Source organism: Pseudomonas sp. PB105 (genome assembly GCF_009764655.1).
GTDB lineage: Bacteria > Pseudomonadota > Gammaproteobacteria > Pseudomonadales > Pseudomonadaceae > Aquipseudomonas > Aquipseudomonas cyclaminis.
The window spans coordinates 12,007-32,744 of record NZ_RWIO01000027.1; the positions used below are offsets into that span (position 1 = coordinate 12,007).

The 20,738-nt window shown below is 56.0% G+C and carries 19 protein-coding genes; 13 read left to right on the forward strand and 6 right to left on the reverse strand.

Annotation, left to right across the window (positions count from 1 at the left end; genetic code table 11):
- The first annotated feature begins 63 nt into the window (after positions 1 to 63).
- Both eat and EJD88_RS04865 read left to right on the forward strand, forming a co-directional pair.
- Positions 64 to 1,428, forward strand: coding sequence for an ethanolamine permease (gene eat, locus EJD88_RS04860; RefSeq protein ID WP_095184207.1), 1,365 nt, complete (start codon positions 64 to 66; stop codon positions 1,426 to 1,428).
- Positions 1,429 to 1,539: 111 nt separating this feature from the next.
- Positions 1,540 to 1,707: a DUF2897 family protein gene (locus EJD88_RS04865; protein ID WP_081797766.1), complete on the forward strand. Its 168-nt coding sequence runs from the start codon at positions 1,540 to 1,542 to the stop codon at positions 1,705 to 1,707.
- 6 nt (positions 1,708 to 1,713) lie between these two features.
- On the opposite strand, the gene EJD88_RS04870 is transcribed toward EJD88_RS04865, so the two are convergent.
- The gene (locus EJD88_RS04870) at positions 1,714 to 2,562 is read right to left on the reverse strand and encodes a DUF1989 domain-containing protein (RefSeq protein WP_099587316.1); all 849 of its coding nucleotides are present in this window, start codon (positions 2,560 to 2,562) and stop codon (positions 1,714 to 1,716) included.
- A gap of 15 nt (positions 2,563 to 2,577) precedes the next feature.
- A complete protein-coding gene (locus EJD88_RS04875; RefSeq protein WP_158877020.1) occupies positions 2,578 to 3,222 on the reverse strand; it encodes a GntR family transcriptional regulator in 645 nt (214 codons plus the stop codon).
- 130 nt (positions 3,223 to 3,352) lie between these two features.
- Here EJD88_RS04875 and EJD88_RS04880 point away from each other — a divergent pair, with 130 nt between their 5' ends.
- A complete protein-coding gene (locus tag EJD88_RS04880) occupies positions 3,353 to 3,931 on the forward strand; it encodes a TetR/AcrR family transcriptional regulator (protein WP_158877022.1) in 579 nt (192 codons plus the stop codon).
- A gap of 16 nt (positions 3,932 to 3,947) precedes the next feature.
- On the opposite strand, the gene EJD88_RS04885 is transcribed toward EJD88_RS04880, so the two are convergent.
- The 4 genes from EJD88_RS04885 to EJD88_RS04900 all read right to left on the reverse strand — a co-directional run bounded on the left by EJD88_RS04885 (position 3,948) and on the right by EJD88_RS04900 (position 8,492).
- Positions 3,948 to 4,280, reverse strand: a complete 333-nt coding sequence (locus EJD88_RS04885) for a helix-hairpin-helix domain-containing protein (protein ID WP_099587319.1) — start codon at positions 4,278 to 4,280, stop codon at positions 3,948 to 3,950.
- 111 nt (positions 4,281 to 4,391) lie between these two features.
- Entirely contained in the window at positions 4,392 to 6,386 is a 1,995-nt protein-coding gene (locus tag EJD88_RS04890) for a nucleoside-diphosphate sugar epimerase/dehydratase (RefSeq protein WP_099587565.1), read from the reverse strand.
- Positions 6,387 to 6,469: 83 nt separating this feature from the next.
- Positions 6,470 to 7,486: a glycosyltransferase family 4 protein gene (locus EJD88_RS04895; RefSeq protein ID WP_099587320.1), complete on the reverse strand. Its 1,017-nt coding sequence runs from the start codon at positions 7,484 to 7,486 to the stop codon at positions 6,470 to 6,472.
- A 37-nt stretch (positions 7,487 to 7,523) separates the two neighbouring features.
- A complete protein-coding gene (locus EJD88_RS04900; RefSeq protein ID WP_099587321.1) occupies positions 7,524 to 8,492 on the reverse strand; it encodes an SDR family oxidoreductase in 969 nt (322 codons plus the stop codon).
- Positions 8,493 to 9,431: 939 nt separating this feature from the next.
- Here EJD88_RS04900 and EJD88_RS04905 point away from each other — a divergent pair.
- The 10 genes from EJD88_RS04905 to EJD88_RS04950 all read left to right on the forward strand — a co-directional run bounded on the left by EJD88_RS04905 (position 9,432) and on the right by EJD88_RS04950 (position 20,737).
- On the forward strand, positions 9,432 to 10,931 hold the full coding sequence (locus tag EJD88_RS04905; protein ID WP_099587322.1) for a lipopolysaccharide biosynthesis protein: 1,500 nt from the start codon (positions 9,432 to 9,434) through the stop codon (positions 10,929 to 10,931).
- A gap of 115 nt (positions 10,932 to 11,046) precedes the next feature.
- A complete protein-coding gene (locus tag EJD88_RS04910) occupies positions 11,047 to 12,141 on the forward strand; it encodes a glycosyltransferase family 1 protein (RefSeq protein ID WP_158877024.1) in 1,095 nt (364 codons plus the stop codon).
- A gap of 10 nt (positions 12,142 to 12,151) precedes the next feature.
- Positions 12,152 to 13,111: a GDP-mannose 4,6-dehydratase gene (locus EJD88_RS04915; RefSeq protein ID WP_150674626.1), complete on the forward strand. Its 960-nt coding sequence runs from the start codon at positions 12,152 to 12,154 to the stop codon at positions 13,109 to 13,111.
- Positions 13,112 to 13,142: 31 nt separating this feature from the next.
- Entirely contained in the window at positions 13,143 to 14,267 is a 1,125-nt protein-coding gene (gene gmd / locus EJD88_RS04920; protein WP_178075438.1) for a GDP-mannose 4,6-dehydratase, read from the forward strand.
- Position 14,268: 1 nt separating this feature from the next.
- On the forward strand, positions 14,269 to 15,246 hold the full coding sequence (locus EJD88_RS04925; protein WP_158877026.1) for a GDP-L-fucose synthase: 978 nt from the start codon (positions 14,269 to 14,271) through the stop codon (positions 15,244 to 15,246).
- A 124-nt stretch (positions 15,247 to 15,370) separates the two neighbouring features.
- Entirely contained in the window at positions 15,371 to 15,862 is a 492-nt protein-coding gene (locus EJD88_RS04930; RefSeq protein WP_158877028.1) for a DapH/DapD/GlmU-related protein, read from the forward strand.
- On the forward strand, positions 15,859 to 17,043 hold the full coding sequence (locus tag EJD88_RS04935; protein WP_099587327.1) for a glycosyltransferase: 1,185 nt from the start codon (positions 15,859 to 15,861) through the stop codon (positions 17,041 to 17,043). Before EJD88_RS04930 ends, EJD88_RS04935 begins: the two co-directional genes overlap by 4 nt.
- Positions 17,040 to 18,194: a glycosyltransferase family 4 protein gene (locus EJD88_RS04940; RefSeq protein WP_158877030.1), complete on the forward strand. Its 1,155-nt coding sequence runs from the start codon at positions 17,040 to 17,042 to the stop codon at positions 18,192 to 18,194. The genes EJD88_RS04935 and EJD88_RS04940 overlap by 4 nt, the downstream gene beginning before the upstream one ends.
- Before the next feature lie 8 nt (positions 18,195 to 18,202).
- Positions 18,203 to 19,327 (forward strand): glycosyltransferase, encoded by a 1,125-nt coding sequence (locus tag EJD88_RS04945; protein WP_099587329.1) that lies wholly within the window; start codon positions 18,203 to 18,205, stop codon positions 19,325 to 19,327.
- Complete coding sequence (locus EJD88_RS04950; protein WP_158877032.1) at positions 19,328 to 20,737, forward strand: mannose-1-phosphate guanylyltransferase/mannose-6-phosphate isomerase; 1,410 nt, start codon at positions 19,328 to 19,330, stop codon at positions 20,735 to 20,737.
- Position 20,738 lies beyond the last annotated feature (1 nt).

Sequence of the window (20,738 nt, forward strand, 5' to 3'; positions counted from 1 at the left end):
TCTCAGGCTGGCATGGCCGCTGCAACACCTTGAATCATTCCAAACCGTTCAGGGAGCAACACAATGAACACACAACTCAAACCCACCCTAGGCACCCTGCATTTATGGGGCATTGCCGTCGGGCTGGTGATCTCCGGGGAATACTTCGGCTGGAGCTATGGCTGGGGCGTGGCCGGGACCTTGGGCTTTCTGGTGACCTCGTTGATGGTCGCCGCGATGTACACCTGCTTTATCTTCAGTTTCACCGAGCTGACCACCGCAATTCCCCATGCTGGCGGGCCATTTGCCTACAGCCGTCGGGCGTTTGGAGAGAAAGGCGGTTTGATCGCCGGCCTTGCCACACTGATCGAATTTGTCTTCGCGCCACCTGCCATTGCCTTGGCCATCGGCGCTTATCTGAATGTGCAGTTTCCAGCGCTGGATCCCAAACACGCGGCCGTCGGTGCGTATATCGTGTTCATGGGCTTGAACATCCTTGGCGTGAAGCTCGCCGCGACCTTTGAACTGGTGGTGTGCGTGCTCGCTGTCGCCGAGTTGCTGGTGTTTATGGGCGTGGTTGCGCCGGCCTTCAGCTTCAGTAACTTCGCCCTGAACGGCTGGGCCGGTTCCGACACGTTTGGCGCTCCGGCAATTGCGGGCATGTTTGCCGCGATTCCCTTCGCCATCTGGTTCTTCCTCGCCATCGAAGGCGCAGCCATGGCGGCTGAAGAAGCGAAAGATCCGAAACGCACGATTCCAAAGGCCTACATCAGCGGCATCCTGACCCTGGTGATCCTGGCCATGGGCGTGATGTTCTTCGCGGGTGGCGTGGGCGATTGGCGCACCCTGTCGAACATCAACGACCCGTTGCCACAGGCCATGAAAACCGTGGTCGGCGAAAGCTCCGGCTGGTTGCACATGCTGGTGTGGATCGGCCTGTTCGGCCTGGTGGCGAGCTTCCACGGCATTATCCTGGGCTACTCGCGCCAATTCTTCGCCTTGGCCCGCGCCGGCTACCTGCCGTCGTTCCTCGCCAAACTGTCGCGTTTTCAGACACCACACCGGGCGATCATCGCCGGCGGCGTGGTCGGCATCGCCGCTATCTACAGCGACGGCCTGATCAACCTAGGCGGCATGACCCTGACTGCAGCGATGATCACCATGGCGGTGTTCGGCGCGATCGTCATGTACATCATGAGCATGCTCAGCCTGTTCAAATTGCGTAAGACCGAACCGCTGCTGGAACGCACCTTCCGCGCGCCGGGTTATCCGATCGTGCCAGGCATTGCGTTGGTATTGGCGGTGGTGTGCCTGGTGGCCATGGCGTGGTTCAACACGCTGATCGGGTTGATCTTCCTGGGCTTTATGGCGGTGGGTTTCATCTACTTCCAACTGACCGCGCAAGACCGTGCCGATGCGCCGGCAGATGCAATGTTGACCGGGCTCTAAGGTTTACGAGGCAGAACGGGCCTACACTGAACTACTCAGAAAGCCCGTTACTCAAAGCAGCTATTGCCGTGGGAAAATTCTCCCACGGCAATCTGCCTCAAGGAGAGCCTTATGCCGTGGTATGCGTGGTTGATTATGGTGGTCGCGATCGGGTCGATCGTCGGGGGGCTGATGATGCTGCGAGACAGCGCCAACAAAGTGGAGCTCACCGACGAGCAACGCAAACGCGTGGCCGAACGCAACGCCCAGGCGGATGCCAAGGATTCACAGGATCGCTAGGATCGATTACTCCCAATCCGCCTTGGCAATCTGCAACCCGTGCTGCCCCTTGTAGGCAGCACGCTCTGGCTGGCTCCAGCCATTCAGTAACTCATCCTCCAACTGATAGATCTCGACACCCAGCGGACGACACACCGTCAGTGGATCCTGCGCATCCGGGCCCCACATCGGCAGTGACAAATCCCCACCCGGGCAGGTCGACAGCGCACACAGCAAATCAATTTCGGCAAAAAACTCCAGGTAATCGCCCTTCTGTGCAGGACACGCCTTCATGAAATACATGTCGTCGTGATTGAGACCGGTGCACTGGAAAATATTCAACACGTCATGCACGTCGAATTCCGTCAGACCGTGGGGCAACACCGCACGCGTCAGGTTGGAGTGGCAGTGGTGGTGGAAATCCTCCCCCGTCAGCATGCGGTTCACGTAAGGGTCGCAACGCGTGCCCAGCAAGTCATGCAAGCGCCCGCCGTGCTCGTCGATACCGTAGCCGGCCAGGCTGTCATCAGTGATCGTAACCAAAGGCCGCAAAAACGGCAGATTCGACCACAAGCGGTCATGGGTGCTGACATGAGCGCCCTGCAATTGGCGGGTGCGCGCCGCCCAAAGACGTTCGCGAGGGTCATTGGCATTCCATACGTTAAAGTCACCCACCTGCGGCCCCACCGGCGTGGTGACACGAAACACATGCCCGGCCGGCACCTTCCACGCCCTGCCCGTGCGAATCGGCACTTCAAACTGTTCGATCAACGTGCGCTGATCCGCCCGGTCACGAATACGCTCGTAAAACGCCGTATCGACCTGCAACGCCGAGCCTTTGCTGACCTGATAAGCGGCCGGATAGTCTTTATACATGGTGCAGATCCTCAATCAGGGGTGGGTAAAAAGAGCCAACGAGATGCGTTCGGAATCCTCCAGGTACAGGCTCATCGCCTCCCCTGCCGCGGCTTTATTCGGCTGGACCAGTAACGTGTAAATCTCGCGGTCACGTTCCAGCCAGGGCGACTGGAATCGCTGCTCATCGAGCGCCGCGCAAAACACCAAGCGTAATTGGGCGATGACCTGGGCGAAAAACTCATCGAACAACGGGCTGCGCATCAACCCGACAATGTGCTGATGGAACAACAAACTGTGGGTGGCCACGGCGCGCCAGTCTTCGCGCTCACGGGCCAGGGTGGTGGCGTCGATGGCGTTTTGCATGCGTTCAGATTGTTCATCCGTCAACACGCTGCTGTCGGCGATCGCCTGCAATTCGAGGGTGCGGCGCACGACAAACAGGTCGCGAACCTCCTCCCGCTGCAGTCGCCGGACCATCACACCCTTGTTGCGCACGTAACGGGTCAGCCCTTCCTGACCCAAACGGTGCAGGGCTTCGCGAATGGTGTTGCGCGACGCACTGTAGGCCCGGACCAGATCCACCTCGACCAACGCCATACCTGGCAATAACCGCCCGCCGATAATGTCGGCGCGCAGCTCCAAGGCAATCTGGTCGGCTAAAGACAAACTGGGAGTCATCATTCCCTCACGATTGTTGAACAATCTTTTGCGTAGAGGTAATCACTTTTCATGCCAACACCTTAGCTTCGCCAACCGTGTAAAAAAGTTCAGGTTGGTTAAAATGCCAGCCTGTCACCGAGGCCGCCCTATGCGTTATTCCCAAGACCACAAAGCCCAGACCCACCAACGCATCATCAAGGAAGCGTCAGCCCGCTTTCGCCGTGACGGCATCGACGCCACCGGCCTGCAGCCGCTGATGAAAGCGCTCAACCTGACCCATGGCGGCTTCTACGCGCACTTCAGGTCCAAGAAAGAGCTGGTGGAAAAAGCGCTACAGGCTGCGGCGGCCGACCTGGATGCCCATTGCGACATGCTGTTCAGCCAGGAACGGCCGCTGGACTCGTTTATCGACAGCTACCTGTCGGAATGGCACCTGACCTCACCGGACCAGGGCTGCCCGTTGCCAACGATGTCTTCCGAACTGGGCTTGAGAGGCCAACCCAGTGCAACCACCGACCACGTGCTCGACGCAAGGCTCAAGCAAATTGAAACGGCACTGGGCGCGGGACGTTGCGACGCAGAAAGTCTGATGATGATGTCGACACTGGTAGGCGCACTGGTCTTGGCCAGGAGTGTTGAAGATCCACAATTGGCAAGACGGATCATGGAAGTAGTACGGGAGAACCTGAAAACGCAAAATCTGCAGGAGAAAGAGGCCGATCAATGACCGGCCTCTTGGACGTTTAGTTGATCACCAACCTGTCGCGGTTCTTCTCCAGCAACGCCTTGCCGATCCCCTTCACTTCCAACAACTCATCCACCGCCGTGAACGGACCGTTGCTTTCGCGGTAGGCGATGATCGCCTTGGCTTTGGCCGCGCCAATGCCGAACAGATCCCGACGCAGGGTCTCGGCGTCGGCGGCGTTCAGGTTGACCTTGGCGGACTGCTCGACCTGAGTCATCTGCGCGGTGACAGGGGTTGGGGCTTCTGGCTTGATGGACGGCGCTGCGGTGGCGGCGACGGAGAGGGTTGTGAGGAAGGCGAAGATCAGCGAAGAAATGTAGGTTTTCTGCATGGGTGACGCTCCTTGACATCGTTGAGGGAAAAGCAGCTTTTCCGAAGCTGCTTTTCAAACTTAGGTGATGTTGGGGATTCGTCAAAAATGCTTGCGTAACAGAGTGTTAAATCAGGGTTCCAAGCGACGTTGCTGGTAGATCCAGTCGACGATTTCTCCGTCAGGGGAGTAGCCGCTTACAGTGTCGCGCAGGAGTTGGCGGACGCGGGTGTAGTCATCTTGTTCCACCGCGGCCAGCAGCTCCGTCAGCTTGTCTTTGAGCACATCCCAGGATAAATGATCTTCGTTGGCGCTCATGATCATGGGGTGTCGTGTAGCGACAACGTTGTCGCCGATCAGTAACTCTTCGTAAAGCTTTTCACCGGGGCGTAGGCCGGTGAATTCGATGGCGATGTCGCCTTGGGGATTTCTATCGGAGCGCACGCTCAAGCCCGAGAGATGAATCATTCTTTCGGCCAGTTCTACGATCTTCACCGGCTCCCCCATGTCCAGGACGAATACATCGCCGCCCTGGCCCATTGAGCCCGCCTGAATCACCAACTGTGCGGCTTCGGGAATGGTCATGAAGTAGCGTGTGATTTTCGGATGAGTCACCGTGATAGGCCCACCCGACTTGATTTGCTTGTGAAACAACGGGATAACCGAACCGGAAGAGCCCAGTACATTACCGAACCGGACCATGGTGAACCGGGTTTTATTGACGCGGGAAATGTTCGTTTTATCATCAAACAGCACAGGCGCCAGCTCCCGGCTCAGCGCTTGAAGGGTCAACTCGGCAAGGCGCTTGGTACTGCCCATGACATTGGTGGGACGTACAGCCTTGTCGGTCGAGATGAGCACGAAGTTGGAAACGCCGGCTTGGAGAGCAGCCTGTGCGGTATTGAGTGTGCCGATCACGTTGTTCAGTACGCCTTCGGCGATATTGTGTTCGACCATCGGCACATGCTTATAGGCAGCCGCGTGATACACGGTGTCTACCCGCCAGGTTTTCATGACATCCAGCAGTTTGTTCGGGTTACGTACCGATCCCAGGATAGGGAGCAGTCTAACCGATAGCGACTCTCGGGCGATGCGCTGTTCAAGCTCAGACATAATGCTGTAAAGATTGAACTCACTGTGTTCAAACAGTAACAACGTCGTCGGATTCAACGTCAATATCTGGCGGCACAATTCAGCGCCTATCGAACCTCCGGCCCCCGTCACCAGAACGCTTCGTCGCATGATGCAATGTTCCAGCAGTTCGGATTGCGCGGGAACGGTATCGCGCCCAAGCAAATCAGCGATATCAACTTCTTGGATGTCATCTACCTTGACCCGCCCGCTGGCAAGGTCCATAAACCCCGGCACGCTGCGTACATGCAACGGAAAACCTTCCAGAAACCCCAAGATCTCGCGTCGACGGCCTCTGTTGGAAGACGGTATGGCCAGAAGGATTTCCTGTGCGCCAGTGGCTTCGATCATCCGCTGGATATGTTTGGGCTTATAAACCTGCAACCCTGAAATGACGCGGTCAGAAATACCATCATCGTCATCGATAAACGCAACCGGGCGCATGACGCGGCCCATGCGCAAAGCAGCGACCAGTTGGTTGCCTGCGGCGCCTGCACCGTAAATTGCAACTCGCGGCAAACCGTCTTCCCGGCTGGTGAATGGCACATGCTGCGCAGCCGTGAACCAATCGCCGAGGAAGTACTGGCGCATGGCCAGCCGCAATCCGCCGACCATTATCACGCTCAGCCACCAATAGTTGAAAATAATAGAACGAGGTACGACGGCCTGATGATTGCTGTACAGGTAAACCACGACCCCCAGAATCAGAGAGGACAGGCTGACCGCCTTGATTATCACGATCAACGCATCGTTACCGAAATAACGCATCACGGCGCGGTACATTCCGAAACGCACAAAAAGCGGAATAGCCACCACTGGCGCACTCAAAAACAGCCAGAAGTGTTGCGCCACAGGGTTGATCATATCGTCCACACCTAGGCGAACGACAAACGCCATCCACAATGCCAGCCAGACCAGGAGAACGTCTGTGATGACTTGCAGAAAGCGCTTCCTTCGCCGAGGAAGGCCCAGTAGACATGACCGGATGGTACCCATAAACCCTTCAAACACCTGTGCAGCTCCTTTACTCGCGGCTAAACGCTCACCGCCTCTATAACGCGTTTACTGCAAAAATAACATCAGGTTTCCAGCTCACCGGCTTTGTACTTGATGGCTAAAACGACCAATGGCGTATAAGCGATAACCAATCCCAGCAGGCCATTCAAACCCAAAACACCGACGCCTATTGCGATGGGGGTCAGCCACAGCACATTGATCGCCAGGACCGACAGCGTCACAGGCAAATGACTGCCCACTTCACGAGACGCGAACTGGTAGGCGTGGCTGCGATGGGCTTCGTAGACTTTGTCCCCCCGCACCAATCGCCGGATCAACGTCAATGTTGCATCGACAATAAACACACCCAAGAGAATCAACCAGACCCACAGCAAATTGGCATTCTGCCAGGCCGCAGTCAGCGACAGCACGCCAAGGGCGAACCCGAGAAAACCACTGCCGGCATCGCCCATGAATATTCTTGCCGCAGGGAAATTCCAATAGAGAAACCCCAGCACTGCCATGCTTAATAACAGTGGCACCCAGATAGCCGCCCCATACCCGCCCAGCCAATAGACCAGGCAGGCGCCGAGGCATACGCACATCGCCTCGATACTCGCCAACCCATCAATGCCGTCCATGAAGTTGTAAAGGTTGAGTGCCCATACCAGGTAAAAAACAGCGGCCACATGGCCCACCCAACCGAGGTCGGTGGTAATGCCCGGCAAGCTCACAGCGGGTAAACCGCCGATCCAGAAGAGTGCCCATGAGGCGGCACTGAAGTGTCCCAATAAACGCCAACGTGCGGCAATGTGACCATGATCGTCGAGAAAGCCCAGCACCGCGACCGCTGCACCGCCCCCCATGAGTGCCCAGGTGAGGGCGGGAGAAACCGCCCCACTCACGAACAACAGGGGCAGCGCGACGAGAAAACTCACAACAATCGCGACACCGCCGCCCCTGGGCGTGGGCACCGAGTGAGAGCTGCGTGCGTTGGGTACGTCAATCAGGCTTCGGGACAGTGCATAACCGCGCAATAACCAAGTCAATACACCTGCAAGGACGGCGACAATCGGCACGAGCCAAAGTAAGTGGTTCATCAACGGCTCCCTGTCGGGTTCATATTCACACACACCACTACTTCAAACTCCCCTGAAAATGCTCTGCCGTCTTGCGTAAAGCGACCGTCACGGATGTAGGCGGTGTCCATCCCAGGAGCTCACGCGTTTTTTGGATATCAACCTGTAGAGAGCCACACAGGCGCTGCCCCATTCCTCTGCGCCCGATCAGGAACATGCCCCAGCGCAGCAGGGCTGCGGGAACAGGAATCAGCCGCGCAGGCTTGTGCAATGCCAGCCCAATACGGGTCAACAGTTCCGTGGTCGACATATCCTCACCGTCGCTCACCAGAAACACCTGATTGGCCGCTGCGGGATGCTGAAGACACGTCACAATCAGGTCCACCAGGTTATCCAGCGCCACCAAGCTGCGCTGACTGCGGATAGCCCCCAGCGGCAAGGCAATGCCTTTGTTCAGCCATACCATCATGCTGCGAAAGTTCGCCCTCACGTCCGGGCCATACACGAGGACGGGACGAATAATAACGACCTCCATGCCGGTCCGCTGAGCGAGCAACTGAAGTTGCTGCTCAGCCTCCATCTTGGAGACGCCGTATGGGCTAGCCGGGGCGGGTGGATCATCTGCCGTATACGCTTCCCCTGGCCGGGTACCCTCGCCATTGACTTTGATCGAACTGATAAAAATGAAACGCTTGACCCCCGACCGCGCGGCTTGCTCGGCCAACCTCAACGTGCCTTCTACATTGATCCGGCGATAGGCCGAATACGGATCGTTCGATGCATCGGACATCACGTGAACACGGGCCGCACAGTGAACCAGCACATCAACACCGGTGAGAGGCAGGTCCTCCGAGGCAAGGTAGTCTTCACCCACGCGCACCCTGGTCGCCCCCAAAGGCAATACCACATCGTCACGACGTACGAGTGCAAGCACCTGACAATCAGCATTCGACGCAAGACGCTCTACAAGCGCAGCCCCGACAAAGCCACTTGCTCCGGTCACGAAGAATGTTTTCTTATGACTCAATCCGCATTCTCCAACCGCCTAGACACATCAACATGTTGCTCCACAATTTTTCTACACACGCCTGCACGAATCGCTGTCGCTCGCAATGAAGGGAGCAACCAGCAAGACCCAGGTGAAATTCCCGATAAGTTTGAACATGCTCAGGTACTCGCGTCGCCAGTCTTCAAACGCCGAGCAAACTGCGCGTCTACAACGCCCAAAGCCCCGCACTTAGCAGGGTTCACAGCGAGCCCCGACTTTGCGCGCTCGCGTCATCACTTCGCAAGGGGCGTAGAGTACCACTTGAAGCCCTGACTCCGCAGGTTCCGAGCGTGCCTGGACGCGTTTCGTAGCACTGTACCTCGCGTATACATTGATCAATACGATATTGAGCGCTACAAGCAATGGGCAGACAGGGCATCTATGGCACGCCACAGGTTTGAAAGTGCATGCGAAAGCCTGTACCACAAGTTCTGCGCGAGCGCCCGGCTTGTCGTCGAACGCATCGATCCACGCAACCTCAGAAAATCCTCTTGGTCCTGGGATCGGGCGGCTGCAGCGCCACATAAATGGCGCTTTTTAATATGTAAATTCAAGAGTCTATGCTAGTCTCCCCGCCTGCCAATTCTGCTGTAGCACTCGTGCCATATGGGTCTTCGCCCCCACCCACCAGTTGATTGAGCGGGTTTCAAAGGCGCTTGCAGGAGAGGTTTCCCATGACGGCAGCAATGTTGGCGAACGGATTGGGCACACGCCCTCCCGAGACCCGCCATATCCTCGTTCCCTGCGTCACGTCAGCACATCTTTTTCTATAATGAAATACACGATTTTATTACTTGCTCTGTTTAGGGTCATACCGTCAAAGAGTACGTTGCTCACTCAATCGAAACCTTATTTCGATTTCATTGATACCCCGCATGGACCCTGCCTATTGAGCGGGCACGTTGAGGACCCCGGCGAATGAGTGGCCTATTTAAAAATATCTCCGCCAACTTTGTAGGGCAAGGCTGGATCGCCCTGATGGGTATCTGCTTTGTTCCACTCTACCTTAAGTTCATTGGTGTAGAAGGTTACGGGCTGGTTGGATTTTTCATCATTCTTTCGTCAGCCATGACGATGTTTGACGGCGGATTTGGGGCCGTGGCATCGCGAGAGGCATCCACTTATGAAGCCGCCTCTACAGCCCAAAAACAAAAGATAGTACTGACCATTAAAAGCGTGGAATGTATCTTCTGGTCTGTCGCAATCGCGCTCGGTGCATGCATCACACTGCTGGCCCCACTGATAGCTGACCACTGGCTCACCGTCAATGCGGACAACGTTGAATCGGCCACGCGTTCGCTGAGAATAATGGGGATTGCACTGCTGTTACAGTTCCCTATCGGGCTTTACTATGGCGGCCTCATCGGACTTCAAAAACACGTCACACTGAACTCGATAAGTTCTGTATTCGCCACCACGCGTGCCGCCGGCGCGGCGTTGGTTTTATGGATTGTTTCACCGACTGTAGAGTGGTTTCTGATATGGCAGGGCATCAACAGCCTCGCCACCGTTCTGGTATTGCGTAGAAAACTGATCAGTGAACTTCCAGAGTGGCGAGAAGTGGGCGTATTTTCCACGGACATCATTAAACGCCTCGGTGGCTTTGCGGCAGGCGTAGCGACCACCAACATCCTTGCTTTTCTGTTAATGCAAGTGGATAAGATCATCCTGTCAAAAATACTCCCACTCAAGGAGTTCGGGTGTTACATGCTGGCCTGGACCGTGGGTTCGGTGGCATTCCGGCTGGTCTCTCCAGTGTTTAATGTCTACTACCCAAAACTGGTATCCCTTGTCACTACACACAACAACGTCGAAACATTTGGCACGTTTACAAGGGCCAGCCAAGTACTTTCATTGCTGGTGATCCCATTCTCTATCTGGGTCGCGCTATATAGCCAGCCGTTACTGCTGTTATGGACGAGAGATGAACACGTTGCGGCACTAGCCAGTACTCCGCTATGGTTTCTGGCGATTGGGACCATGTTCTATGCATTCATGCAGATGCCTTACGCACTCCAACTGGCCCACGGCTGGACGCGGTTCAGCGTATGGCAGAACGCTGTGGCTGTTGTATTCATCATCCCGCTGACTTACTACCTGGCCACCCACTACGGACTGGACGGCAGTGCATTGCCCTGGTTGATTCTGAACGTGAGTTACGTGGTGATATGCTCACCCGTTATTTTTCGAAAACTCAGTATCAAACCGGCCAGAATCTGGTACACCGAAACAATCCTGATACCCGCCGCCATCGCCTTATGTGCGCTGTTTGCAATGAGAGCACTGTTCGACACTTGGGCGTTAAACAACCCTTTCACAATGGCATTCTCCCTGGGAGCCACCTACCTGCTCGTTGGGCTCCGCGTATTTGTCATCCGCTTTGCTGCCCGAAAAATCGAGTGGAGAAACCCGCTCTGAGAATGCTGGCCCGTCACCGCACCAAAACAGCCGCCAGAGGCACTGATTTTGCTAAGGTGCACACTCGATTTCCTGATCTATCAAGGTCTTATTTCTCACGAGGCGAAGCATAAAAATGCGCGTTGCTTTTGATCACCAGATATTCTGCCTACAAAACTACGGCGGCATTTCTCGCTATTTTTCTCGCATTGCCGAGCAGATGGCCATCACCGGCAACGAGGTGGGCATTTTCTCGCCGCTTCACCGCAACTTTTATCTCAACGACCTGCCCGAGGGCATTGTCCACGGCCAGAAAGCCGAACAGTACCCGCCTCGTACGACGCGGCTGGCGCTGATCTACAACCACTTGCTGGGTCAGCGCGCCATGCGTGCCTGGAAGCCTGAGGTTGTGCATGAAACCTATTTTTCACGTTTCAGCGCTGCCCCGAAGGGCTGCCCGATCGTACTGACTGTCTACGACATGATTCACGAACTGTTCCCCGAGAATTTCTCCGCCCGGGACCAGACAACGGCGTTAAAGCGACGCGCCGTTGAGCGAGCGGATCATGTCATCTGCATTTCGGAGAGCACCCGCCAGGACCTGATGAAACTGTTCTCGGTGCCCGAAAGCAAACTATCGGTGGCACACCTGGGGTTCGAGCAGTTCAAACCCTGCGCCCGGGAAACGGCCGCCTCACCCGTCAAGCCTTATCTGTTGTATGTCGGAAGTCGACACGGTTACAAAAACTTCTCCGGCTTACTGAATGCGGTTTCCCACTCGAAACGCCTCAAGGCCGACTTTGATATTGTCGCCTTCGGCGGCGGTGCCTTTTCGCCAAGCGAGTTGGAGCAGGTTCAACGGTTAGGTTTTGCCGCCGGACAGGTACGCCAGGTCGGCGGTGATGACACGGTCCTCGGTCAACTTTACGAAGGCGCCAAAGCCTTCGTCTATCCCTCTCTTTATGAGGGTTTCGGTCTTCCACCACTGGAGGCCATGGCGCACGGCTGCCCCGTCATCAGCAGCGGTACAAGTTCAATGCCCGAAGTCATCGGCGATGCCGGGGCCTTGTTCGACCCACTCAATGGCGACGAAATGGCCGGAGCGATAGAAAGAGTGGTTTACTCTGACAGTGAAATCGCGAGATTGATTGAGCGTGGCCGTGAGCGGTTGAAGCAGTTTTCCTGGCAGCGCTGCTCCCAGGAAACACTCTCGATCTACAAGTCCTTATAAAGGTGATTTTTTGGAATACTCAGAAAAAACAGCCCTGATTTGTGGCGTGAGTGGTCAGGACGGTGCTTATCTGGCAAAGCTCCTACTCGAAAAGGGCTATACCGTCTGGGGGACTTCGCGAGACGCTCAGGGCTCTTCATTCGCCAACCTGAAGCGACTGGGTATTGTCTCGAAGGTGAAATTGTTGTCGATGGTGCCAGAAGACTTTCGCAGTGTATTCATGGCGCTGAAACGCAGCCAGCCTGACGAAGTGTATTTTCTCGCCGGGCAGTCGTCTGTCGGATTGTCATTTGAACAGCCCGCCGAAACCATCCAAAGCATCACCCTTGGAACGCTGAACATGCTTGAGGCCTGCCGGATGACCGAGCGGCCCATTCGCTTTTACCAAGCGGGTTCCAGCGAATGCTTCGGCGACACGAATGGTGAACCGGCGTCAGAGAACACCACATTCCATCCCCGCAGCCCTTATGCGGTGGCTAAATCATCTGCTTTCTGGCTAGTCGATAATTATCGTGAGGCTTATAATCTTTTTGCGTGTACGGGTATCCTGTTCAATCACGAATCCGAATTACGCCCATCCAGGTTTGTTACACAAAAAATTGTAAGTACGGCCAAGCGCATTGCTGCGGGTTCGGGCGAACGGTTGACGCTTGGACGGTTGGATATTGCTCGTGACTGGGGAGCGGCATCAGAGTACGTCGATGCCATGTGGCGCATGCTGCAGTGCGATGAACCGAGTGATTTCGTGATCGCCACCGGCCAGACGCACACACTTGAAGCATTCGTTGCTGAAGCATTCACACAATTGGGACTCGACTGGACGGACTATGTCGACCAATCGCAGGAGTTCTTCCGGCCAACAGACCTGCTGATCAGTCGCGCGGACCCTGCCAAGGCCGAACGCGTTCTGGGCTGGAAGGCAAAGTCGACGATGACCGATATCATTACCAGCATGCTAAATGCAATTTAACTACATATTCAAAGAATTCTAGGACGTAGACATGACCCTGAAAAAAGCGCTGATCACCGGGATCACCGGCCAGGACGGCTCCTATCTGGCTGAGTTGTTGTTGGAAAAAGGCTACGAGGTCCACGGCATCAAGCGACGTGCATCGTCCTTCAACACCCAGCGCGTTGATCACATCTACCAGGACCCGCATGTTGATAACCAGCGCTTTATCCTGCATTACGGCGACTTGTCCGATTCGTCCAACCTGACCCGTATCATCAAGGAAGTGCAGCCTGACGAGGTCTACAACCTGGGCGCGCAGTCCCACGTAGCGGTAAGCTTCGAATCGCCTGAATACACCGCCGATGTCGATGCAATGGGAACATTGCGCATTCTTGAAGCAATCCGCCTGCTCGGGCTGGAGAAAAAAACCCGCTTCTACCAGGCCTCCACTTCAGAACTCTACGGACTGGTGCAGGAAACGCCTCAAAAAGAAACCACACCCTTCTATCCGCGCTCGCCTTACGCGGTAGCAAAGCTCTACGCCTACTGGATCGTGGTCAACTACCGTGAAGCCTACGGCATGCACGCCTGCAACGGGATTCTGTTCAACCACGAATCTCCACGCCGCGGCGAAACGTTCGTGACCCGCAAGATCACGCGCGGCCTGGCAAACATCGCCCAGGGCCTTGAACAGTGCCTGTACATGGGCAACATGGATGCACTGCGCGACTGGGGACATGCCAAGGACTACGTCCGCATGCAGTGGATGATGCTGCAACAGGATACCCCTGAAGATTTCGTGATCGCGACAGGCGTGCAATATTCCGTTCGTGACTTCATTCGCTGGTCTGCAGCCGAACTCGGCCTGACCCTGCGCTTTGAAGGGACCGGCGTGGACGAATGCGCCATTATCGAGTCCATCGTTGGCGACAACGCCCCAGCACTCAAGGTCGGGGACACACTGGTTCGCGTCGACCCGCGCTACTTCCGTCCCGCTGAGGTTGAAACCCTGCTGGGTGATCCGACCAAAGCGAAGACCAAGCTGGGCTGGGTACCGGAAATCACCGCACAGGAAATGTGTGCCGAGATGGTTCGCGAAGATCTCAAAGTCGCCCAGCGTCATGCGCTGCTGAAGAACCATGGTTACGATCTGCCGGTGTCGCTGGAGAACTAGGATGTCACGCCAATTGAGCGAGTGTGTTTTTGTTGCCGGCCATAAAGGAATGGTCGGTTCGGCCATTGTCCGTCGCCTGCAAGCGTTGGGTTACACAAATATTGTGACCCGGGACAGGGCTCAATTGAATCTCCTGGATCAGCAGTCGGTCGCCGCGTTTTTTGCCGAGAACAAGATTGAGCAGGTCTACATGGCGGCCGCCAAGGTGGGCGGCATTCACGCCAATAACACCTACCCGGCGGAGTTCATCTACGAGAACCTGACCATGCAGGCCAACATCGTCCACGCTGCACATCAACATGATGTGCAGAAAATGCTATTTCTAGGATCATCCTGCATCTACCCGGTCAAGGTTCAACAGCCCATGGCTGAACAGGCCTTGCTGACCGGCGTGCTTGAGCCTACAAATGAGCCTTACGCAATCGCAAAAATTGCCGGGATCAAGTTGTGCGAAAGCTACAATCGTCAATATGGCCGTGATTATCGTAGCGCCATGCCTACCAACTTGTATGGCCCGAACGACAACTTCCATCCGGAAAACTCTCACGTCATTCCTGCCCTCCTGCGTCGCTTTCATGATGCCACCGAGCAGAATGTCGAAGAAGTCGTGATCTGGGGCAGCGGTTCGCCGATGCGTGAGTTCCTGCATGTCGATGATATGGCAAGTGCATCCGTTCATATTATGGAATTGAGCCCTGAGCTGTATGGCGCCCATACCCAGCCTATGCTCTCTCATATCAACGTCGGGACGGGTGAAGACTGCACCATTCGTGAGCTGGCTCAGACCATCGCCAAGGTCACCGGATTCAAGGGCCGCCTGAGCTTTGATGCGAGCAAACCGGACGGTGCCCCAAGAAAACTGATGGACGTCTCCCGTCTGAAGCAGTTGGGTTGGGAAGCGACGATCACCCTCGAAGATGGACTGAGGGGCGCCTACAGCTGGTTTTCCGAGAATGCCTTGCGCGTGCGTTCGCGTTAGTAAAAGGTGCGTGGGATGGTTCATCCTGGAGCCACTCAATGCACCTCTCTCACCTCAATTCCTACTCTGCAGGAAGCAACAGTCTCTGACCGGGGCGCTCCCGGTCGAGGCTTAGTCGGTACCTATGATCAGACACCTAATCAACATCATTCTGTCGCTCCTCCCGCCATCCCGTCTGTTTACCGCCCGATCGGCGCTTCTGCGCTGGGCAGGCATCGAGATGCACCCGGACGTAAAGTTCTGCGGGCGTGGATGGATCTATGGCCGGGGACGCCTGATCATCCGCGAAGGCACCTGGCTTAGCCCTGGGGTGGTGTTTCATACCCATCAAGAAGCCGATATCCAAATCGGCTCCCGCTGCGACCTGGGACATGGCGTTGAATTTATCGTCGGCAGCCACGAACTCGGACCCCGTGAGCGACGCGCAGGCACCGGAACAGCACGCCCCATTGTGGTGGGTGACGGCTGCTGGATTGGCGCCAAAAGCATCATTTTGGGGGGCGTCACCATTGGTGACGGCGCCATCGTTGCCGCCGGAGCCGTGGTGACACGCGACGTTCCCGCCCATACGCTGGTCGCTGGCGTGCCGGCAGTCGCTAAGAGACAACTGCCATGAAGCGCCCGCTGGTCCTGGTAGTGTGCAATGCGCTGGATGACAAGACTCGCCTTGAGAGGGGCATTGTCAGTGATAGCCCTGCCGCCTCCCGCAAGGTGCTCATGCTCTGCCAGGCATTACGCGAAGCAGGCGCACGCCCCTGCATCCTGAGCCTTGGGCGAGGACGCGCCAACGGCTCCTTCAACTATTTCCCCCGCACAGTCAGGCGGGTGGCGGGCGTGCCCGTCGTGTACGCGCCGTTTTCACATGTTCGGTTTTTTTCCCAGTTTCTCTCATTGTTCTTTCTGATCGGCGCCCTGCTCCGACTTTCGTCAAGCCCGAAGAAAGCGGTGATTTTTTACAACCGCATGAGTGCTTATCTTCCCTTGCTGATAGCAGCATCCGTCAGCGGCTACAAACGCTTCCTTGACCTTGAGGACGGAGAAGTCGCGGGCCAGAACAGCGGTGCGCTGAAAGCACTACTGGGGCGCTCTATTACCTGGCTGTACGACCGCCTTTGTCCAGATGGCGCATTGCTGGCGTGCAGCGCGCTGGCAGGCATGACCGGCATTCGTCCAGTCCATTGTTATTATGGCGCGACCTCTACAAAGACATTTGGCGTTAAATCGAGTGCCAACCCGCAATCAGTCCTGATGGCCGGTACGCTCAATGCCGATACCGGTGCGGATCTGCTGATTGATACCATCCGCCTGCTTCGCCAGGACTCCGACGCGTGGGTACACAGCCTGCAATTTGAAGTGACCGGCAAAGGTGAGTCACTCGAAGCCCTCCGGGAGCTGGCCAATGAAGGCGCCCCCCCCAGAGTGACGGTGCACGGGCGCACCACCGATATTGAGTACGCCGAGATACTCCATCGATGCAACGTAGGCCTGGCGCTGAAGCCGGTGGGTGGCCCTCTGGCTGACACAACCTTCCCTTCCAAGGTTATTGAATTCGCCGAGGCAGGCTTGCTGGTATTGAGTACAGACATCAGCGATGTGCGCGCGGTATTGGGCTCGGGGGCGCTGTACCTGACACGCAACGACCCAAAGGCGCTGGCGGACCTGCTTCGCAGCGTCGTCGAGGAACCAGGGCAAACACTGGCATGCGCCCTCAGGGGCACAGAGGCCGTCGTGACTCGATGTTCTCCACAACTGGCTGGTCAGGCAGTGCTAGGTTTTATATGGGGTGAGCGCTCATGACAAAGCAGCCTCTATTCATTACCTGGCAACCGGTCCTGACGGATCATCAGGCGTTTACGTATGAAGCACTGTCCCAGCAAGCACAGACACCGCTCCTGGCTTATGTGCTGACGATGGAAGATGCGACCCGTCGCGCTCAGGGTTGGCAAGACACTCAGGTAACGTCGATAGAACGTCGACTGATACCGCAGCGCGGCGGGATGCTTTACTGCTACCGGAAAATGCGCGAGCACCGACATGAAGTCCACCTGTTCGGCAGCGCATTTCAGAATCTGAAAATGCTCTACTGCCTGATGCTGGCCGTCCTGTTTCGAGTGGAGTTCTACATCATCTCGGAGCCGTACTCCCCGATTGCCCAAGGCTACTTCAACGATAAGCTGCGCACACGCGAAAAGCTCAAGGCAGCGTTACGCCCTTGTCTTTACAGGCTGTACACGGCGCTGCTCAAGCGACATATATCCGGAGTCTTTACAATCTCGGCAAAGGCGATTGAACAATACTCAACGTCGGGGATAGCAAAAAACAAACTGTTTCCTTTCGGCTACTTTGTTCCGGCCATCGGGGCACTCGCGTCGAATTCAAAAGACCCCGGTGAAGACGACACGACATTAAGAATTGTCTTTGTCGGCGCATTGATCGCGCGCAAAGGCATCGATCTGCTCATTGAAGCCGTTACCCGCTCTAAAGCGCCGATCATTCTGGATATCTACGGCCCTGGCGGCTCCAAGCTGCTTGCCTTCGACAGCGACAGGATTCACTTGCGCGGGACAATCCCGTTCGGCATGACCCAGAAAGTAGTGTCCGAGTACGACATCTTGGTCTTGCCTAGTCGTTATGATGGCTGGGGAGTCGTGGTGAATGAAGCGTTGTGCGCGGGCGTTCCTGTGATCTGCAGCGATCAGGTAGGCGCTCGGGTTCTGGTGGAGACATTTGGTGCCGGGGACGTATTCGTGGCCGATGATCCGGATTCACTGGAATCGCTCATCAGTGCATTGCACACCGACCCCACACGCCTGCTTACCATGCGCGCTGCCACATCCCGTGCTGCTGCGGCCATTCAACCGGAGGTCGCGGCCCGCTACATGCTGGCCGTTCTTCGCGCCAATCCCCAAAGCAAAGCTGCCGTTATCTCTCCTTGGTATCCGGAATAATCATCGCCATGAGACAAGATGCTGTTCGTCTTCACCTGACCAACATTGCCGGACTGGGCGCGGTGCAATTGATCAAGTCATTGCTGCCCGCCCTGGAGAGGAATAAAACCGTACGCGTTGTCGAGGTTTATCTGCCCGACAAGGGAGACTTATCGTCTTATCAGAATAACGACACGTCAGTCGCCTTGACACGTTACCGTCGCTACCTTCCCAATTCGCTATCACGCTTGGCGGAGTGCCTGTTTTTAGGACAGCGCTTTAGTGGGGAGCTTCCGCTTCTGGTCATGGGCGACCTGCCCATTCGTTGCACGAGCCAACAGACGGTTTTTGTTCAAACACCCCACCTCTTGCGCCCGGAAAAATTCTCTTGGCGCCTTGGAAAAATGAAGCAGGCACTACTCAGATGGGTGTTTCGGTCCAACATCAAATACGCGCAGGCGTTTATCGTCCAAACTACATTGATGCGTGACGCTCTTATCAAGTCGTACCCGTCCCTGCACTCGCGCGTACACGTTGTGGCACAACCTGTTCCTGCATGGTTGTTGAACGCCGGAATCAAACGCACCGGGCGCATCACGGCCGAGGGTGATCCGCTGCACCTGATCTACCCCGCAGCCGGATATCCGCATAAAAATCACAAGCTGCTTGCCAGCATTGATGACCGCCAGGCTGCACAGTGGCCCTTGGCGCGCCTTGCTATAACGCTCGACGAAAAAAGCAATCCAGCACCCAATCTTCCATGGCTTCACTGCCTGGGCACACTGACTGCGCAACAGATGATTGATGCCTACAACCGAGTGGATGCGCTACTGTTTCTCTCAACGGATGAAAGTTATGGGTTTCCACTTGTGGAAGCCATGTTTGCAGGCCTGCCCATCGTATGTCCGGACCTGCCTTATGCGCGGGTTTTATGTGGCGACGAGGCGATATACTTTCAAGCCAATAGCGCAGACTCGTTGAAAGATGCGGTAAACGAACTGCACGCAAAACTCTCGACAGGCTACTGGCCTGACTGGACAGAACAGTTGAAAACGATCCCTAAAGATTGGGAGAGCGTCGCGAAGACCATGCTGGATATCGCTTTAAAACCGTCTGTCGGCGTGACCAACGAATTGAACGCAAGGGAAGAATAAATGTTGATTCCGGTAATTATGGCCGGCGGTTCTGGCTCACGCCTTTGGCCGCTTTCGCGTCAGCTCAACCCCAAGCAGTTTCTTTGCCTGGCTGACAGCGAGCTGTCCATGTTGCAGGCCACAATCAAGCGCCTGGAAGGACTTGAAGTCGATGTCCCCCGATTAATCTGCAACGAAGAACATCGATTCCTGGCCGCCGAACAGCTTCGGCAACTGGGCCTGGAAAGCGCCAACATCCTGCTGGAACCCGTGGGGCGCAATACGGCTCCAGCGGTCGCACTGGCAGCACTGCAATCGTGCGTCGACGGGCAGGATCCGCTCTTGCTGGTACTGGCAGCCGATCACCTGATCCAGGATGTCGCCGCATTCCAAGCGTGCATCCACAAAGCGCTTCCCCTGGCGCTCGACGGCAAGTTGGTGACCTTCGGTATTGTGGCGACTCAGCCGGAAACAGGTTATGGCTATATCGAAAAGGGTAATAGCGTCAACGCCGCCGGATTCGAGGTCGCGCGCTTCGTCGAGAAGCCTGATGAAGAAACTGCACGCGCTTACCTTTCCAGCGGAAACTATCTCTGGAACAGTGGCATGTTCATGTTCCGCGCGGGCAGGTACCTGGAAGAGTTGGCAAAATTCCGTCCGGACATCCTCGCAGCTTGTCGCAGCGCTATCGCAGTGGGTGCCCAAGATATGCATTTCACGCGTGTCGGCAAAGAGGCCTTCGCAGCGTGTCCGTCGGAGTCGATCGATTATGCGGTAATGGAGAAAACGGCTGACGCTGTCGTCGTACCGCTCGATGCCGGCTGGAGCGATATTGGATCATGGGCAGCGCTGTGGGAGGTTGGCAAGAAGGACGCACAAGGCAACGTGTGCAACGGGGACGTTCTGGTCGAACAGACCCACAACACATTCGTACATTCCCAGAGTCGCCTGGTGAGCACCGTAGGTGTTGAGGACCTGGTGATCGTGGAAACCAAGGATGCCATCCTGGTCGCCCACAAAAGCCAAGTGCAGAACGTCAAGAAGATCGTTGATCGATTGAAAGCCGAAGGCCGATGCGAATCCCTTGATCATCGTGAAGTCTATCGGCCTTGGGGGATGTACGATTCCATTGATAATGGCAGCCGCTACCAAGTGAAGCGCATCACCGTTAATCCAGGCGCGAAGCTATCACTGCAGATGCATCACCATCGAGCTGAGCACTGGATTGTCGTGAGTGGCACCGCCCGGGTTACCAATGGTGAGAAAACTTATCTGGTCACTGAAAACCAGTCGACGTATATCCCTATTGGTCAGGTCCACACGCTGGAGAACCCTGGCGTTATACCCCTGGAGCTGATTGAAGTGCAGTCCGGCTCCTATTTGGGTGAAGACGATATCGTACGCTTCGAAGACCTGTATGGTCGTACATAAG

What these genes read in the sequence shown, in the direction of transcription:
- eat (WP_095184207.1), top strand. Translation starts at nt 64, where the DNA reads ATGAACACACAACTCAAACCCACCCTAGGCACCCTGCATTTATGGGGC.
- EJD88_RS04865 (WP_081797766.1), top strand. Translation starts at nt 1,540, where the DNA reads ATGCCGTGGTATGCGTGGTTGATTATGGTGGTCGCGATCGGGTCGATC.
- EJD88_RS04870 (WP_099587316.1), bottom strand. Translation starts at nt 2,562, where the DNA reads ATGTATAAAGACTATCCGGCCGCTTATCAGGTCAGCAAAGGCTCGGCG.
- EJD88_RS04875 (WP_158877020.1), bottom strand. Translation starts at nt 3,222, where the DNA reads ATGACTCCCAGTTTGTCTTTAGCCGACCAGATTGCCTTGGAGCTGCGC.
- EJD88_RS04880 (WP_158877022.1), top strand. Translation starts at nt 3,353, where the DNA reads ATGCGTTATTCCCAAGACCACAAAGCCCAGACCCACCAACGCATCATC.
- EJD88_RS04885 (WP_099587319.1), bottom strand. Translation starts at nt 4,280, where the DNA reads ATGCAGAAAACCTACATTTCTTCGCTGATCTTCGCCTTCCTCACAACC.
- EJD88_RS04890 (WP_099587565.1), bottom strand. Translation starts at nt 6,386, where the DNA reads ATGGGTACCATCCGGTCATGTCTACTGGGCCTTCCTCGGCGAAGGAAG.
- EJD88_RS04895 (WP_099587320.1), bottom strand. Translation starts at nt 7,486, where the DNA reads ATGAACCACTTACTTTGGCTCGTGCCGATTGTCGCCGTCCTTGCAGGT.
- EJD88_RS04905 (WP_099587322.1), top strand. Translation starts at nt 9,432, where the DNA reads ATGAGTGGCCTATTTAAAAATATCTCCGCCAACTTTGTAGGGCAAGGC.
- EJD88_RS04910 (WP_158877024.1), top strand. Translation starts at nt 11,047, where the DNA reads ATGCGCGTTGCTTTTGATCACCAGATATTCTGCCTACAAAACTACGGC.
- gmd (WP_178075438.1), top strand. Translation starts at nt 13,143, where the DNA reads ATGACCCTGAAAAAAGCGCTGATCACCGGGATCACCGGCCAGGACGGC.
- EJD88_RS04925 (WP_158877026.1), top strand. Translation starts at nt 14,269, where the DNA reads ATGTCACGCCAATTGAGCGAGTGTGTTTTTGTTGCCGGCCATAAAGGA.
- EJD88_RS04930 (WP_158877028.1), top strand. Translation starts at nt 15,371, where the DNA reads ATGATCAGACACCTAATCAACATCATTCTGTCGCTCCTCCCGCCATCC.
- EJD88_RS04935 (WP_099587327.1), top strand. Translation starts at nt 15,859, where the DNA reads ATGAAGCGCCCGCTGGTCCTGGTAGTGTGCAATGCGCTGGATGACAAG.
- EJD88_RS04940 (WP_158877030.1), top strand. Translation starts at nt 17,040, where the DNA reads ATGACAAAGCAGCCTCTATTCATTACCTGGCAACCGGTCCTGACGGAT.
- EJD88_RS04945 (WP_099587329.1), top strand. Translation starts at nt 18,203, where the DNA reads ATGAGACAAGATGCTGTTCGTCTTCACCTGACCAACATTGCCGGACTG.
- EJD88_RS04950 (WP_158877032.1), top strand. Translation starts at nt 19,328, where the DNA reads ATGTTGATTCCGGTAATTATGGCCGGCGGTTCTGGCTCACGCCTTTGG.